The sequence below is a fragment of the Ruegeria sp. AB9 genome, from assembly GCF_056542585.1.
Genome location: NZ_JBQGAA010000001.1, coordinates 176,080 through 191,608, shown reverse-complemented (window position 1 = coordinate 191,608; position 15,529 = coordinate 176,080). Strand labels below are relative to the sequence as shown.

Sequence of the window (15,529 nt, the reverse complement as noted above, 5' to 3'; positions counted from 1 at the left end):
CTTACGCTGCCGAGATCTTGCAGAGAGTCGCTTTGGTCTCCTGCATCTGGGTCACTGAATCGTAGCCATAGGTCTGGGCGGTATTGGAACTTTCACCCAGGACATAGGGATCAGCCCCTGCGGGATATTTGTGCCGCAAGTCTTCGCCCTGGAAATGGCCGCCAAAGTGGAAAGGCATGAAGGCCACGCCAGCACCAACCCTGTTGGTCAGCATCGCCATCACCTTGACCTTGCCGCCCTCGGGGCCTTCGACCCAGACCTGCGATCCGTCGCGGATACCAAGGTTGTTGGCATCGCGCGGATTGATCTCGACGAACATGTCCTGCTGTAGCTCGGCCAGCCACGGGTTCGACCGGGTTTCCTCGCCACCACCTTCATATTCGACCAAACGACCTGACGTCAGGATTATTGGGTAATCCTTTGAAAAATCGTTCTTTTGGATCGAAGCGTAAAGGGTCGGTAGGCGATAGGCCTGCCGGTCCTCGTAGGTTGGATAGTCCTCGACCAGATCGCGCCGGTTGGTATAGAGCGGTTCGCGATGCAATGGGATCGGATCCGGGAAGGTCCAGACGACCGCGCGGGCTTTTGCGTTCCCGAAGGGCGCACAGCCATGCTTGATCGCAACCCGCTGGATACCGCCGGACAGGTCGGTTTTCCAGTTGGTCTCTGGTCCCGCGACGGCGTCGATGGCCGCGCGTTCCTCAGCCGTTAGGTCACCGTCCCAACCAAGGTCCATCAGCATCTGCATCGTGAATTCGGGATAACCATCCTGAATTTCCGATCCAACGCTATAAACCCCTTCGGCCAGCAGGTTGTCACCATCGCGTTCCACGCCGAAACGGGCGCGGAAGGTCAGGCCGCCTTCGGCCACCGGTTTGGACATGTCATAGAGGTTTGGTGTCCCCGTATGACCCATCTCGGCCGTTCCCCAGCAAGGCCAGGGCAGGCCGTAGTATTCGCCGTCGTTCGGGCCACCAATGGCTTGCAGCGTGGTTCTGTCAAACGTGTGCTGGTTGGCCATGTGACTTTTCAGGCGTTCCGGTGATTGTCCGGTATAGCCGATGGTCCAGAGGCCCGAGTTGAATTCACGCGTGATGCTTTCAACATTCGGGGTCTCGGCGTCTTCCATCTCGATATTGCGGAAGAACCGATCCGCCCAGCCAAACTTGTTGGCGAACTTGGCCATGATGACCTCGTCCGGTAGGCTTTCGAACAGCGGCTCAACAACACGGTCCCGCCATTGCAACGAGCGGTTCGATGCCGTGACCGAACCACGGGTTTCGAACTGCGTACAGGCTGGCAACAGGTAAACGCCATCGGTGCGGTCATGCAGCACGGCGGAAACGGTGGGATACGGGTCGATTACGACCAGCATGTCCAGCTTTTCCATCGCCGTCTTCATTTCCGGGCCCCGCGTTTGCGAGTTCGGCGCATGACCCCACAAAACCATGGCCCGGACGTTGTTGTCCTGATCCATGTTCGCCGGGTCTTCCAGAACACCGTCAATCCAGCGCGAGACCGGGATGCCACGCTCGTTCTGTAGCGGTTTGTCCTTACCGTCCTTGTCCTTGATCGTGGCGAACTGACCAGCAAGCCACTCGGGCTCTTCACCCCAGACACGGGCCCAGTGACCCCATGCGCCTTTAGACAGGCCGTAATAGCCGGGCAGGGTGTGAGACAGAACGCCAAGGTCGGTCGCGCCTTGCACATTGTCATGGCCGCGGAAGATGTTTGTGCCGCCACCCGAGGTGCCCATATTGCCCAGCGCAAGTTGCAACACACAATAAGCCCGGGTGTTGTTGTTGCCGTTGGTGTGTTGGGTCCCGCCCATGCACCAGATCACAGTGCCGGGGCGGTTGTTGGCAAGCGTTCGGGCGACCCGGCGCAGTTGGCTTTCCGGCGCGCCGGTGACGCGTTCAACTTCGGCGGGGTTCCATTGGCGAACCTCTTCGCGGATCTGGTCCATTCCCCAGACACGGGTCCGGATGAATTCCCGATCCTCCCAGCCATTCTCGAAGATGTGCCATAGGATGCCCCAGATCAGCGCAACGTCGGTGCCGGGGCGGAACCGAACATATTCCGTTGCATGGGCTGCGGTACGCGTAAAGCGCGGGTCGCAAACGATCAGCGGTGCCGCGTTCTGCTCTTTCGCGCGCAGAATATGCAGCAACGAGACGGGGTGCGCCTCGGCCGGGTTGCCGCCAATGATGAAGATCGCCTTACTGTTGTGCATGTCGTTATACGAATTGGTCATGGCACCGTAGCCCCATGTATTCGCAACGCCTGCAACAGTGGTCGAGTGGCAGATACGGGCCTGATGGTCCACGTTGTTCGTGCCCCAATAGGCTGCGAACTTGCGGAACAGATAGGCCTGTTCGTTGTTATGCTTCGCTGAGCCTAGCCAATAGACGCTGTCTGGCCCCGATTCCTCGCGGATGCTCATCATGCCGTCGCCGATCTCGTTGATCGCCTGTTCCCAGCTGATGCGCTTCCACTCGCCGCCTTCCTTTTTCATCGGGTACTTCAGGCGGCGTTCGCCATGAGCGTGCTCGCGGACCGAGGCGCCCTTGGCACAGTGTGCACCCAGGTTGAACGGGCTGTCCCAACCGGGTTCCTGCCCGATCCAGACACCGTTCTGAACTTCGGCAACGACCGTACAGCCGACCGAGCAGTGAGTGCATACGGATTTGATGTTTTCAACGGCGGTGTTTGCCGCTGTCTGGGCGCTGGCTGGCGTCACGGTTCCACCCGTGGCGCTGATCGCGGCAAGGCCACCGATCGTCAGGCCCGAGCCACGCAGGAATGCGCGGCGATCGACGGTTTTCTCGCCGACCTGGGACAGGATACTTGTCCGCTGGGGGCGTCTCGCAACCCCGTTGGTCTTTTTCCTAAGCATTTCTTTCCTCCCTTGCGCGCCGTGTCAGCCACGGCTGGCTTGGTACTGCTGAAGCCGACGTCAGGGCCAAACGCAACCGTCAGTCGGGTGTGAAAGCGTCCGATCCTAGAACCGGGTGCTCTCGATGTAGGCGCGTGTATGCGCGGTATCCTGAATGCGGGTCTCTTCGGTCGGCAGCTCGGCTGCTTCTGCTTCCCCAGTCAGGCTGGCGACGGCAACGGCAGCAGGTGCTGCGGTTCCGGCCAGTTTAAGGAAATCGCGGCGCGAGGCGCCTTGTTCCTTGGTCTTGCTCATGGGAACCTCCTTTCCCAATTGCAGTGTAGCGCCCATCAGGACGCTGGCGAATGACAGCGGTTCACGCTGCCGTCATCCGGAACGCTTCGCGCTCGATCTCCATGAACACCCGTCCGGCAGTGCCGACCGATGCATAGAGAACCGAGTTCTCGGCTGCTTCCAAATCCGAATAGAAATGCGTGGCCCACGGGCCGATATGTTTGCTCCAGAAAGCTTTCTGATCATCAAGGGATGCCGGGCTGCCAAATCGCCCAACGATCATGCCTGCCATCATCTCCATCAATGATGCGATGTTGTCTTCAGGCTCGAATACGTTCTGGGCGCGTGTGATCCCACGCACCGCCATGTCGTTGCGTAGCTGTGCCAAGGGTTTTTCGTTCAGGAAACCAGTGAGGTAGAAGCTGGCATAGGGCAGCAACTCGCCCCGACCCAGCCCGATGAACAAGGCGTTGAATTCGCGTTCGGCGGCCGCGGGTTTAGTGACCTTTGCCACGCGAGCCATAGCCTGAATGGCCTGACCAAGATCGGTGTCATCACCGGACAGCCCGGCCATCTGGTCCAGCAGCATCTGATCGGGCGGACCTGCCAGCAGCAGGCCAAGGAAGTTATAGAAATCCGCGCGCAGGCGATCCTCGGCTGAGACATCCATGGTTTGCGCGTCACTTGTGGTCATTCGGTCATCCTTCAAATTCAAAAGTCATACGGCGCGGAGCTGGGGGCAGATCGATTTCTTCCGGTTCATCAGTCTGAGCCATCAGCAAAGGTTCCGGAGTAGGTTCGGGTTCAACTGGTTCCACCGCGGGTTCGATTTCGGGCGCCTCGTCTTCTACGTCGATCGCATCAACCTCTTCCGCGTCAGCGGCGAGTGCTTCGACATGGGCCAACATCCCTTTTCCGACCTGATAAGCGGTCTGGATGTTTTCGATCACGCAGGCCGCATCGGTGTAATCTTCGCCGTAATCAACCAGACCGTCGACATTGGCCAGAACCGGGTTCAGCCGCCACAACCGACGCAGGGCGCGGCGCCGCAGGCGATCGGGGACTGCTTTGGCCATGAAACCCGAAACATCATCGCCGGGCTGCAACGTGTCCGGATCGGGCAGGTCGAACTCAGCCAGAATCTCGGCATCACTCTTTTCTTCCAGCTCTGCTTGTTGAGCCGCGATCATCTGCTGTTCCGCAACCAATTCTTCAGCTTCGGCTTCGGCCTGAACGGCGGCCTTCCTGCGCGACCAGAAATCACGCGGCCGGGTCATTGCAGTACCTTCCTTGGGGCGCGATAGACGTCCGAAGCCTGCCGGATACGCGCATCGCCTTTGCCGTCTTCCACCAGATCGGTCCGCTTCTTGTCGCGACGGCGCTTCACGAACACTTCGTGCTGATGATGTTTGAGGGTGAAGTCCCGCACCCAGGCAATCAGCCCTTCGGTCATCGGGATTTTCTCGACAATCTCTTCGCCCGTATCCGCGTAGTCCTGCCCCTCGAACGGAGAGGCGGTGATCAGAACGGCATTCAGAGGAGTGTCACCTTTCAGCTCATCCCGCAGCACAAGATAAAGCGAAGGCTGTCCATCCGACAAGTTGACCATGTAGGCTTCTGTCTCATCTGCCCAGAGCGTCAGGGGCAGGGTGGCAGCGTGATACTCGACTGCTTCGCCTTCGCGGCGCAGCTCCTGCCAGTTGGCCGCCCCTGCACCGGGCAAAAGGGCTACAGCGCGCCAGTTCCAGCGGGCCCAACGAGTGACCCCGGGTGTCTTGCGCACGATGACGCCAACCGGCATTTCGATCTGGCTTGCAGCCTGGGCCACTGGTTCCTCCCCGAAAGGCTCTCCCCTGCCTTTCCAAGTCCACTATGGTACACAAACTAGCTGTGTGCCAAGCTCATGCTCTACGACTTTGGTCGTAGACCGAGGTAGCAACTGCGTGATCAGGTCCAATGAACGCTTTTGTTTCCTGACGTTTTCCCGCGGAATGCAGCCTTGCGCATCACAAGCGGTGAGGGGTTGAAGTTGCCTTGCCGGGGGTACAGCCTAATGCGCAAGGGATCGGGACGGCTTCCCGACGGAGGGGATATGGCTACGAAAATACTGCTATGCGATTGCGCCGGTACTCAGGCGCTGAACCCAGACAGGATCGAGAGCGCCTGTGGTATCAGCTGTTCCAAGGTGCATACCGGGCTTTGTACCAGCGAGCTGCAATCAGCGGCGAAACTGATGCAGGACGGCGAAACAGTTATTGCCTGCCTGCAAGAGCAGGAGGTGTTTCAGTCCCTCGCCGAAGACCTGAATATTGATGCACCCGGATTTGTTGATCTGCGCGACAGGGCGGGATGGTCTGATCAGGGGACTGACGCAACCCCGAAGATGGCCGCTTTGGCCGCCGAGGCCTTATTGCCGCAACCAGTAACGCCAAGCGTGGATGTTATCAGTGAAGGCACCTGTTTCATTATCGGTCCCGGTGCGGTGGCCTTTGAACTGGCTGAGCAGCTGGCAGGGGCACTGGCAGTGACCGTTCTGACGACGGATCAGTCAGAACCTGTCTCACGAGCTTTTGATGTTGTTCGCGGGCGGCTGCGGTCGGCATCTGGCGCGCTTGGTGGGTTCTCCTTGCGTCTGGACGCGCTGCAGCAAGTCGTACCCAGTGGGCGTGGCGCGTTTGCGTGGACCGATCCAAAGGACGGGGCGCTGTCAGGCTGCGATATCATTCTCGATCTGACGGGCAGTACACCCTTTGTGCAGGCCCCGGCCAAGCGCGAAGGTTATCTGCGGGCCGATCCCAAAGATGCCCCGGCGATTCAGCGGTTGGCTTTTGAGGCCGTGCAATTGGTGGGCACATTTGAGAAGCCTCTCTATGTGCGGGTCGAGGAAATCCTGTGCGCCCATTCCCGGGCCGAACAGGTGGGGTGTTCCAACTGTCTGGACATCTGCCCAACCGGCGCGATTACCCCGGTGGGCGAATATGTTGAAATTGATCCGATGGTCTGTGCGGGCTGTGGTGCGTGTGCCGCACTGTGCCCCTCAACAGCTATAACCTATGAAGACCCTCCGGTTTCGGCGCTGTTGTCGAGGGTACATATTTTAGCGCGGACTTTCCGCAGGGCGGGCGGCACTGCACCTCGACTGCTTGTGCATGATGTGCACGGGGCGGAGATGATCCGGTTGGCTGCGCGGTTTGGGCGTGGATTACCTTCGGACGTTATCCCTTTGGAGTTGAATGTTATATCCGGCTTTGGTCACGCCGAAATGCTTGCAGCTTTGGCGCATGGGTTTGCCCGAGTGGATGTGCTGCTTGCTCCAACGACCGAACGCGATGCTCTGGACCGCGAACTTGAGTTGGCGCGCGCTATCGCCAGCCCGGACAGGATAGGTCTGATTGATGAAGCAGACCCTGATGCAATGGCAGATCTGTTATATGATCAAGCAGTGCCGCAGCCCTTGACCGATCCCGTGCTGCCCTTGGGCAATCGCCGGCAAATTGCCCGGTTGGCGGCGCAGGCGCTGAACCCGCAGGCCGACGCGCCATTGCCTTTACCCGAGAATGCGCCTTACGGGGCTGTCGCGGTCAATACCGACAGTTGCACCCTGTGTCTTTGCTGTGTGTCGCTGTGCCCATCCGGTGCATTGATCGACAACCCGGACAAACCGCAATTGAACTTTCAGCAGGACGCCTGTCTGCAATGCGGAATGTGCAAGACGATCTGCCCCGAAGAAGCGATCGCTCTGGTTCCACAACTGGATCTCAGCGATGCCGCCCTGTCACAGCAGGTGTTAAACGAGGAGGAACCTTTTGCCTGCGTCGAATGCGGGGCGCTGTTCGGAGTGAAATCCACGGTTGAGCGGATCGTGGAGAAACTTTCGGGCACGCACCCGATGTTCGCCACAACGGATCAGGCGCGGATGATCCAGATGTGTGACAACTGTCGGGTAAATGCGCAATTCCAACAGCAAGACAACCCGTTCCAATCAAAACCCAAGCCTCGGGTCGTAACAACCGAAGATTACTATTCAGATAGGAAGGATCACTGAAGCTTCAGCGGGGCACCCAGATCTGCCGCGTCGATGCGCGACACAAAGGCCAGGATCGCATCAAGATCGTCCAGCGTCATCTCGACTGGGTGAATTGGGGAAGGGCGCTCGGGATCGAAAGGGGGCGTCAGCCCGTCGATCTGCGTGAATGCGGGGTGGGGATTGAGGGCGAAAAAAGCTTCGAACCGCTCCGACCAGTTGGGCATTGCGCGCAGAACGGCAAAAGACGGTGTGGAACCCAACCCGTTCATCCGGTTTTTTGGTCCGATCACGTGACAGCGCCCACAATGGGTCATCGACAGTACTTCACCGAGTTGGGTATCGCCATCGACGATGTCATCAGACTGAACAACCGCAACGTCGAAATTGGCAGTGAAGGGCGTGCCTTGTTCCGGAACAAAGCTCTCCACTGTGCGTTTTCCGATGTCCGACTGCAGCCATTCAAGAAAACGGGCCTGACGGTCGTTATCTTCAGTGCGCAGGTGATAGATTGCCTCGTCGCGGGCAAAGACCGGATCGCCGGGCGGCGCGGTTTCCAGCGACATAACGCCCGCATCATCAGCAATAACGCGGATCCCGGTCTTGAGAGAGAAGCGAGGAAGGATATGTTGCAACAGACCAGAGTCGTTCACCTCTGCCGGGGCGGCAAGGCCAATGGCCTCCTGCGACCAAGTGGGGGTGGCAGAGAGCGTCAAGCTCAGGCACATAAGGACAACGCGCATGGCCCAGCGTAACTTCGCAAAGCGGGATGCGTCAAATAAACAGAATGAGACGGAGACACATGCAATGAGCGGCGACCGGATTTTGTCGATACGCAGGCCCCTGTCAGCAGGGCGCATAAAAGGAGAAAAGGCATGAGTGTTCGTGACTCGGTTCTGGCGAACCTGAAAAAGATCACTGATCCAGTGTCCGGGCAGGATATCGTCAGTGCAGGCATCGTGCGTGCGCTGAATGTCGAGGGAGACACTGTTCGCTTTGTACTTGAGATCGATCCCAAGCATGCCGAGAAAATGGAACCGGTGCGCGCAACGGCCGAGAAGGCCGCGCAAATGGTTGAAGGCGTTGCAAATGTTTCGGCCATGATGACTGCGCATTCTGATAAGGCGCCGCCGGACCTGAAGCCCAAACCCAAACCGTCTCAGACAGGGCCGCAGGCGGTTCCCGGTGTCGACCGGATCGTTGCCGTTGCCTCTGGCAAGGGGGGCGTGGGCAAATCCACGGTTTCGGCCAATCTGGCCTGCGCATTGGCCGCGGAAGGGCGGCGTGTGGGTCTGCTGGACGCAGATGTTTACGGGCCGTCGCAGCCCCGGATGCTGGGTGTCTCGGGTCGTCCGGCCAGCCCCGACGGCAAGACCATCCTGCCGCTGCGCAACCACGGGGTCACCATGATGTCGATGGGTCTGATGACCAATGAAGGACAGGCCGTTGTATGGCGTGGGCCGATGCTTATGGGAGCCCTGCAACAGATGATGAGCCAGGTGCAATGGGGGGCGCTGGACGTTCTGATCGTCGACCTGCCACCCGGCACGGGAGACGTGCAACTGACACTGAGCCAGAAGTTTCAGGTGGATGGCGCGATTGTGGTTTCAACCCCTCAGGACGTGGCGCTGATCGACGCGCGCAAGGGGATCGATATGTTCAATCAGCTCAAAACACCCATTGTCGGGATGATCGAAAACATGTCCACGCATATCTGTTCGAACTGCGGGCATGAGGAACACGTGTTTGGTCATGGTGGTGTCAAGTCTGAGGCCGAGGCGCTGGGCGTGCCGCTGCTTGGTGAAATCCCGCTGCATCTGGACATTCGCGTTGCCGCCGACGGGGGTGCACCCATCGTGGTCAGCAAACCCGAGAGCCCACAGGCCGAGGCATTCCGCAAGATCGCTCGTGACATGATCGCCAAGGGTAACGCATGAACCAACCGGTTTTTCCCCCTCTGTTGACGGGTCACCCGGTTCAGGGTGGGGAAGACCCGTTTGAACGCGCGCAGGCCATGGCCGCGCTGGGCTGTGATGCAGGATCGGTTGTCTACAACATTCAGGCGGACTTCCTGCGGGTGGCAGTTGTTTTTGCCCCCGAGGTGCCGTTGGAGGATGCGATGGCGATGCTGCCGCTCTGCGCTGTGGGGTTCCAGAACGCGCTGGGCGCACTGGCTCCTCCGGAAGTTGCGGTGCATCTGGGGTGGGATGGTCTGATTTGTGTAAACGGTGCCCGTTGCGGCCGGTTCCGTGCCGCAGCATCGACATCAATACCCGACGAAGAACCGAACTGGCTTGTTGTCGGTTGGGAACTAACGCTGTTGCAGACCAGTGATGCGCCGGGTGAAAATCCGGATATCACGGCGCTTTATGATGAGGGCTGTGCCGAGGTTTCGGCCACGCAACTGGTGGAAAGCTGGTCCCGACACATGTTGACCTGGCTCAATCGCTGGCAGGAGGATGGTAACGCGCCTTTGCATGCGGAATGGATGGGCCTGCTGCGTGGTGTGGGCGAACCGCTGATCGACGGAGGCGTGTTCCTTGGTACGGATGAACGGTTCGGAATGTTGATCCGCGATGGGGTCGATACACATATTCGCCCCCTGACTCAATTGTTGGAGAACCGATGATGAAACTGGCCCGCGCGATCCATTTTGATGAAAGCGACATGAACGTGTTTCATTCTCCCGCGCGCACCGGAGAGTGGTGCGTTTCCGGCGGGTTCGAGTTTTCAAACTGGGGGCAGGGTGATCTTGAAGGCAAAGCGCGTCAGGCGTTTGCGAATGGCTGGCTGGGATTGGAGACCTTTGGCCGGGCGACTTTTGTCGCCGTGACGCAGATCGAAGCCGCAGAGAAAGATCAGATAACCCGCAATTTGGCCGAACACTTCGTACAATTCTACGGTGCGCCCTCGGTTGAGGCTGCATTAGGCGTTGCTCAGACCGAAATCGATCACATGTCGGAACTGTGCGAAGACCACGCGGCGAACACGCTGCTGACAGTGGCCCGAGAGTTGACCGAGACCGGTGTCCACGAAGCATTTCGGGTGATCACTCCACAAGATGCAGAACTGGAAGCGCTCGCGGTTCACGGGTCGCTGGATGACTAAGCAGGCTTACTCTCCGCGAACCTGTTCAAAAAGACGTCAGCCGTTACCGATTTTGACGTCTTCGTGCAACAAATCCAAGGCTTGCTAATCCAATGAGCAACATGGGGAATGAGGCAGGAATTGGAACCGGCGCAGGGGCAACCAATGAATAGGAAACCGAGTTACTCTGAATCGTTGTTTGCGTTCCGTTGATATTCTTTGAGAGAAAGAACCGATGGTTGGCGAAGCTGTTAAGCGTCGAGGGCAACAGGGGATTAGAACGAGACCACTTGGTTTCGTCGAAATCATAGGCCTCAATGCTAATGGAATTGAATGCGCCAGAGTTTCCTATAGATGCAATTGAGAAGTTATCAGGAACGTCTACATTGCCATCCGAAACGCCATCCAATGTGTGAATCCGATGATTGAATGCATCTGCAGTTGGTGCGTTTATCGTTCCTGATGGGGCCAACAACGAAAAACTGTCGTAAGTCGAATACAGTCTTGAGCCGACAAAATTAGGCCCGTTTTCAGAGACTGCTCCATTTGTCAGGTCTGTATCAAATGAAAACCTTGCAGTTAGCGTGCCGCCGCTCACAATTCCCAAATCCGAGAGGAGCGCTGCGCTTCCTTGAACGTTGCTGATAGTTGCATCAAATGTCATCGTAAGGGCAAATGCACTGGAACTGCTGGTGATCAGCGCAAGACACCCAGCCAGGAGATTTTTCATAGTACCCACCCACACACACTGAAATTTAACATAACAAGATTAACATAAAGGCACCAAAAGCTCAAATTGGTGCGCAATAAGGCAGGGCAAACTGGGAATTCGCTGTGCTTCAGGCAATCAGTCGTCAGGTTTGTCGAAGCTCTCAGATCAGGTCAACAAACCCGCCGAACTGTCCGCGTTTAAAAATCAAGCCCTTACCGGTGCGGTACATCACCTGATCCACCTGACCCACAATGATCAGGTGATCCCCGGCGTCGTGACGGGCGTGCAGACGGCAATCAAACCGTGCCAGACATTGCGCCAGATGGGGACGCCCGGCTTCATCCTCAACCCAATCCGCATGTGAGAAATCCGCCCCGTCGCGCGCGAACCGCAGCGCCTGATCCTGTTGATCCTGTGCCATGACGTGGATCGAATAGAGATCGCAGGTGCTGAACGTGTCGAAACGGTACGATTCCTTGGCCAGACACCACAGGACCAGTGGCGGGTCCAGTGAAACCGACGCAAAGGAATTCACAGTGATAGCACGCGGGCCTTTGTCTGATTGCGCTGTGACAACCGTGACACCGGTGCCAAAGCATCCCAACGCTTCCCGAAAGGCGGGGCTTTGATCCGGGGTCGGTGTGAAGGTCTTTTCGGTCATTGCGCGCTTGTTCCTTGGCCGCGCATCAGGTGCCATGCGTGGCCCGGATTGTCCATGAAAAGCTGACTGCTGTCTGCAAATTAAACCGTCAGTTCAGGTCTTCCAGCAAACGCCCGTGTTTACGGGTTTCCATAATCACCTCGCCAAAGGTCGTCAGGCCCCGCGCTTGCAGGATCGGCAGCATCTTGATCAACGCCTCGGCTGTAGCAACCGCATCGCCCAGTGCTGTATGGCGCAAGGCTTCGGGGATGGTGATTTCCAACCTTTCGCACAGGGCGTCCAGTGTGTGTGTATCGCTGGCGCCGAACAGGACCGCGGAAAGAAGGACGGTATCGAGGATCGGATGATCCCACTCAACATGCATCCGTTTTGCATGGCGGCGCAGGAACGCCATGTCGAACGGGGCGTTATGCGCGACGATCACCGCGTCGCGTGAAAACTGATGGAACACGCGCCCGGCTTCGGCAATATCAGGCGCGCCCTGAACCATGCGGTCGCTGACCTTGTGTACCTTGGTGGATGCAGGTGGGATAGGAATGCCGGGATCAACCAGCATGTCCAGATGCTCACCCTGAACAATCTTGCCGTTCAGAACGCGTACCGCACCGATCTGCACGATCTCATCCTTGTGTGGCAACAGGCCGGTTGTTTCGGTGTCAAAGACCACGAAGCACAGGTCCGACAGGGTGCGGTTCTCAAACGCATCATCACCCGGCGTATTGAGAAGTTCAAAATCGTAAACCAGAGGGCGGGCGTCATCGGGTGACATATGCGCGGCGCTGTCTTCGAAGACCAGCATATATCCGGGTGCATCGCCCAGGGGTTTCATCCGGGCGGAATAGGTCTGTCGCCCGTCCACACTGGACAGCGTACAATAGACGTCCTTTCCGGTTTTACACAATTTGGCATAGGCGTCTGTCAGACCGGTGGATTCGAGGTATTCGAACAGAGATGCGTTCAGGCGGGGATGCGCGATCTGGGCGAGAACCTCGGCTGCCTGCCCGTCGTACAGGACGATCTGATGCTTCGGACTGGCCAGCAACATAGCTACTGGGATCTCAGTCAGCAGGGCGGTGAGACGCTGTTTTTCTGTTGCAAGGTGCGCGGTTTCTGCGGCGACGGCCTCGGCTGTGCGCATGGCGTTCGAGGCCAGTTGCTCGGCCAATCCGGCTGCAGCCGGGGCAAGATCGCCCAGATATCGCGCGGCCTGCATGTCAAGGTCGGTGCTGACACCAGCGTGCGCGCGGGCACGCAATTGGGCCGATAGCCGTTCGATCGGTTTGGCGACATTGTCGTCGAACAGCAGCCAAACACCGGCAACCAGTGCCAGTAACCCAAATCCGATCAGGATTTCGGCAAAAACGAAGTCACTCAACAGATCGGGATTTCCCGCGCGGGAATAGGTGATCCAGAGAGCGGCGGCACTTATCGCAACCCCGCCCAGGGCGAGAAGGCAGAAGAACAGAAAAATCCTGAGCCTCAGGCTCAATCCAGTCAGCATGGTCAAACCCCACAGGTGGCCTCGATGATGGGATCATCGGCTCCGGCCGCAATCCAGTCCGCATTCACCAGACGCCCGTCATCGGCAAACTCGGCGCCATCCGCCATATTGGCGCGGCGGTTTTCTGCACAGTTTACGGCCACGGGCAGTTTCGAAACCGGAGCCCAGCGGCCAAAGAAGTAAAGGTCGACAAGCCGTTGTTCCGGAACGTTTTCATTTGTACGCACCGATACAGTGTCGATGGCGGCAAACCGATCGACGAACGGCACGGCATAGGTCCAGGGGCGATAAAACGCGCGGCTTTCGACCTCTTGCACAATTGCCATCTCTTCAGGAAGCTGGTCGCGCATGCGGTCGTACCAGGAGTACTCGCTGGAGATGGTCACGATGATCATGCCCAGGCCGGCCGCGACAGGAGTAGACCATTTGGGCAAACGTCCACCGGTCAGTTTGTTGAGTACAAGAACGATGCCAGCAAATGCGAACCCCGCAAAAACCGTGCCGATCAGTTCCAGAAACATATGGTCTCTCCGTTCTTGTTAAGCATCTCAGCCCAGCATGCCCTTGCCGTGGCCGACAGCCGATTGCATGGTTTTTACCACCACGAAAGCATCTCGCAGATGACTTCGCTCAAAGTCCGATAAATCGGACGGCGGCAGGTAGTTGTCGGGCTTCTCGCCTGATTTGACCAGCCGAACCTGATGCTCCAGCCGGGTTTCAGCGATCAGATCATAAGCATCCAGCAGGTCATGAGCGCCTGAAGGGCTGAGGACTCCGCTGGCCTCGGCTGCTTTCAGGCGGGCGCGGGTGTTGGTCTCGGTCAGTTCGCCTTGCAATGTGTAGATGCGCGCCAGATCAACAACGGGCACAACCCCGTTGTGTTTCAGATCAAGCGTGTTGCGATGCTCACCCGAGCGGATCGTGGCGAAACCGCGCAGCAGCCCCAGCGGGGGCGTGTGTTTCAACGAGTTGGAAATCATGTGCGCCACGAAGATCGAATTTGCTCTGGCCGCCGCCAGAGTGTCGGCTTGCAGGTCGGCAAACAATTCAAACGCTCCGCCGATAGGGCGCAGGTCAAACATGACAGAGGCCAGCATTTGCGCCTCAGGGTTTGGCTTGGCGATCCAGCCTTTGAAGTAGTCGCGCCAGACACGCACCGGTTGACACCAGCGCGGGTTGGTCGCCATCATATCGCCCGGGCAATAGAAATACCCGCAGGTATCAAGCCCGTCCGAGACGAGTTTGGCCAACTTGGTGAAATAGTCCATATCGGCGCCGGTGACACTGTCATCCAGCATCAGGCAGTTGTCCTGATCGGACACGCCCGTTTGTTCTTGCCGCCCTTGCGAGCCGCAGGCCAGCCACAGATACGGCACCGGCGGCGGGCCAAGCTCAGCTTCGGCGAGAGCCAAAAGGCGTCGGGTGACCGTATCGGCGATATCTGTGATCAGACGCGTGACAATTTCGTGCCGGTTGCCACTTGCGACAAGCTGAACAAGCAACTGCGGAATCTCATCGGTAACGCGCGCCATCTCTTCGGCTGTGTCAGCCTGTGCAATACGACCTACCAGCTCGGCCGAGTTCACGGCCTGGTAGTGTGTCAGATCGGTTTGCGTCACGATCCCGACCAGACGGCCACCTTCGGAAATTGGGATGTGGCCGATGCCGCGCTCCATCATGATGTGCAAAACATCCGACCCGATATCGCTGGGGGACAGGGTTACGGGATTTGCGGTCATGATTTCGGAAATCTGTGTGCTTGCTGGCAAACCGTCTGCAACATACTTGCCCGAAATGTCCCTTAGGGTGGCAATACCCTGCAGTTTTTCTCCATCTGTCACACAAAGCGATGAGATATGCTTGTCGCGCATGATCTGAGCCGCTTCCTGAACCGGCGTGTCCGCAGGGCAGGTGGCCGGGTTATGGGCCATCAGAACGTCAATCGAACTGGTCGCAAGGCTCTGAGGGCTGCTGCGATCGCCGCGTGTCCGATTGAAAAACTTTGCGACGACATCGTGCCCATCAATCAACTGCCTTACCAGATCCGGCGGCAACACCATCAGGACCGACGGCGTATGCGCGCGGGCTTTGGTGGCGGCCTTACCATCTTTCAGCAGACCTCGTTCGCCAAAGGAATTACGTAACCCCAGATGAGAGACGACTGCACCGTTCTCATCAGTAATTTCAACCTGTCCTTCATAGATAACGAACACACCGGGCAGGGTATGGCCCAGCTCGTAGACTGAGGCGTCTTCCTCGACCTCCCAGACCTCGATCTGCTTGACGATCTGGTCCAGTGCGTCAGCAGGCAACGCGTCGTATGGATGAACGGACTTCAGAAACCGGGCAATTTCATCATGGGACAGGGGCATTGG

15 protein-coding genes are annotated in these 15,529 nt (G+C 58.1%); 4 read left to right on the top strand and 11 right to left on the bottom strand.

Features of this window, described 5'->3' with window-relative positions; all coding sequences use genetic code 11:
- Position 1: 1 nt before the first annotated feature.
- The 5 genes from ACR0K5_RS01035 to ACR0K5_RS01015 all read right to left on the bottom strand — a co-directional run bounded on the left by ACR0K5_RS01035 (position 2) and on the right by ACR0K5_RS01015 (position 4,997).
- Positions 2-2,896 carry a formate dehydrogenase subunit alpha gene (locus tag ACR0K5_RS01035; protein WP_480627884.1) on the bottom strand — a complete coding sequence of 965 codons (2,895 nt, stop codon included), beginning with the start codon at positions 2,894-2,896 and terminating at the stop codon, positions 2-4.
- Between the two features lie 105 nt (positions 2,897-3,001).
- Positions 3,002-3,190 carry a twin-arginine translocation signal domain-containing protein gene (locus ACR0K5_RS01030; RefSeq protein WP_480627883.1) on the bottom strand — a complete coding sequence of 63 codons (189 nt, stop codon included), beginning with the start codon at positions 3,188-3,190 and terminating at the stop codon, positions 3,002-3,004.
- Positions 3,191-3,251: 61 nt separating this feature from the next.
- Positions 3,252-3,863: a TorD/DmsD family molecular chaperone gene (locus ACR0K5_RS01025; protein WP_480627882.1), complete on the bottom strand. Its 612-nt coding sequence runs from the start codon at positions 3,861-3,863 to the stop codon at positions 3,252-3,254.
- Positions 3,864-3,867: 4 nt separating this feature from the next.
- The gene (locus tag ACR0K5_RS01020; RefSeq protein ID WP_480627881.1) at positions 3,868-4,446 is read right to left on the bottom strand and encodes a DUF3306 domain-containing protein; all 579 of its coding nucleotides are present in this window, start codon (positions 4,444-4,446) and stop codon (positions 3,868-3,870) included.
- On the bottom strand, positions 4,443-4,997 hold the full coding sequence (locus ACR0K5_RS01015; protein WP_480627880.1) for a DUF3305 domain-containing protein: 555 nt from the start codon (positions 4,995-4,997) through the stop codon (positions 4,443-4,445). The genes ACR0K5_RS01020 and ACR0K5_RS01015 overlap by 4 nt, the downstream gene beginning before the upstream one ends.
- Before the next feature lie 264 nt (positions 4,998-5,261).
- Between ACR0K5_RS01015 and ACR0K5_RS01010 the strand changes: the two genes are divergently transcribed.
- Positions 5,262-7,214: a 4Fe-4S dicluster domain-containing protein gene (locus tag ACR0K5_RS01010; protein ID WP_480627879.1), complete on the top strand. Its 1,953-nt coding sequence runs from the start codon at positions 5,262-5,264 to the stop codon at positions 7,212-7,214.
- Here ACR0K5_RS01010 and ACR0K5_RS01005 read toward each other — a convergent pair.
- Entirely contained in the window at positions 7,208-7,936 is a 729-nt protein-coding gene (locus ACR0K5_RS01005) for a hypothetical protein (protein WP_480627878.1), read from the bottom strand. The genes ACR0K5_RS01010 and ACR0K5_RS01005 overlap by 7 nt on opposite strands.
- A gap of 132 nt (positions 7,937-8,068) precedes the next feature.
- Here ACR0K5_RS01005 and ACR0K5_RS01000 point away from each other — a divergent pair, with 132 nt between their 5' ends.
- The 3 genes from ACR0K5_RS01000 to ACR0K5_RS00990 are packed head-to-tail and all read left to right on the top strand — an operon-like array spanning position 8,069 to position 10,301.
- Positions 8,069-9,130 (top strand): Mrp/NBP35 family ATP-binding protein, encoded by a 1,062-nt coding sequence (locus tag ACR0K5_RS01000; RefSeq protein ID WP_480627877.1) that lies wholly within the window; start codon positions 8,069-8,071, stop codon positions 9,128-9,130.
- Positions 9,127-9,822: a biotin/lipoate--protein ligase family protein gene (locus ACR0K5_RS00995; RefSeq protein ID WP_480627876.1), complete on the top strand. Its 696-nt coding sequence runs from the start codon at positions 9,127-9,129 to the stop codon at positions 9,820-9,822. The genes ACR0K5_RS01000 and ACR0K5_RS00995 overlap by 4 nt, the downstream gene beginning before the upstream one ends.
- Positions 9,822-10,301: a DUF6505 family protein gene (locus ACR0K5_RS00990; protein WP_480627875.1), complete on the top strand. Its 480-nt coding sequence runs from the start codon at positions 9,822-9,824 to the stop codon at positions 10,299-10,301. Before ACR0K5_RS00995 ends, ACR0K5_RS00990 begins: the two co-directional genes overlap by 1 nt.
- Before the next feature lie 43 nt (positions 10,302-10,344).
- Here ACR0K5_RS00990 and ACR0K5_RS00985 read toward each other — a convergent pair whose 3' ends face one another.
- The 5 genes from ACR0K5_RS00985 to ACR0K5_RS00965 all read right to left on the bottom strand — a co-directional run bounded on the left by ACR0K5_RS00985 (position 10,345) and on the right by ACR0K5_RS00965 (position 15,526).
- Entirely contained in the window at positions 10,345-11,010 is a 666-nt protein-coding gene (locus ACR0K5_RS00985; protein WP_480627874.1) for a VPLPA-CTERM sorting domain-containing protein, read from the bottom strand.
- A 142-nt stretch (positions 11,011-11,152) separates the two neighbouring features.
- Positions 11,153-11,653 (bottom strand): flavin reductase family protein, encoded by a 501-nt coding sequence (locus ACR0K5_RS00980; RefSeq protein WP_480627873.1) that lies wholly within the window; start codon positions 11,651-11,653, stop codon positions 11,153-11,155.
- A gap of 88 nt (positions 11,654-11,741) precedes the next feature.
- Positions 11,742-13,154 carry a 3'-5' exonuclease gene (locus ACR0K5_RS00975; protein ID WP_480627872.1) on the bottom strand — a complete coding sequence of 471 codons (1,413 nt, stop codon included), beginning with the start codon at positions 13,152-13,154 and terminating at the stop codon, positions 11,742-11,744.
- 2 nt (positions 13,155-13,156) lie between these two features.
- Complete coding sequence (locus ACR0K5_RS00970) at positions 13,157-13,675, bottom strand: hypothetical protein (protein ID WP_480627871.1); 519 nt, start codon at positions 13,673-13,675, stop codon at positions 13,157-13,159.
- A gap of 27 nt (positions 13,676-13,702) precedes the next feature.
- Entirely contained in the window at positions 13,703-15,526 is a 1,824-nt protein-coding gene (locus tag ACR0K5_RS00965) for a DUF294 nucleotidyltransferase-like domain-containing protein (protein ID WP_480627870.1), read from the bottom strand.
- Between the last annotated feature and the right edge of the window lie 3 nt (positions 15,527-15,529).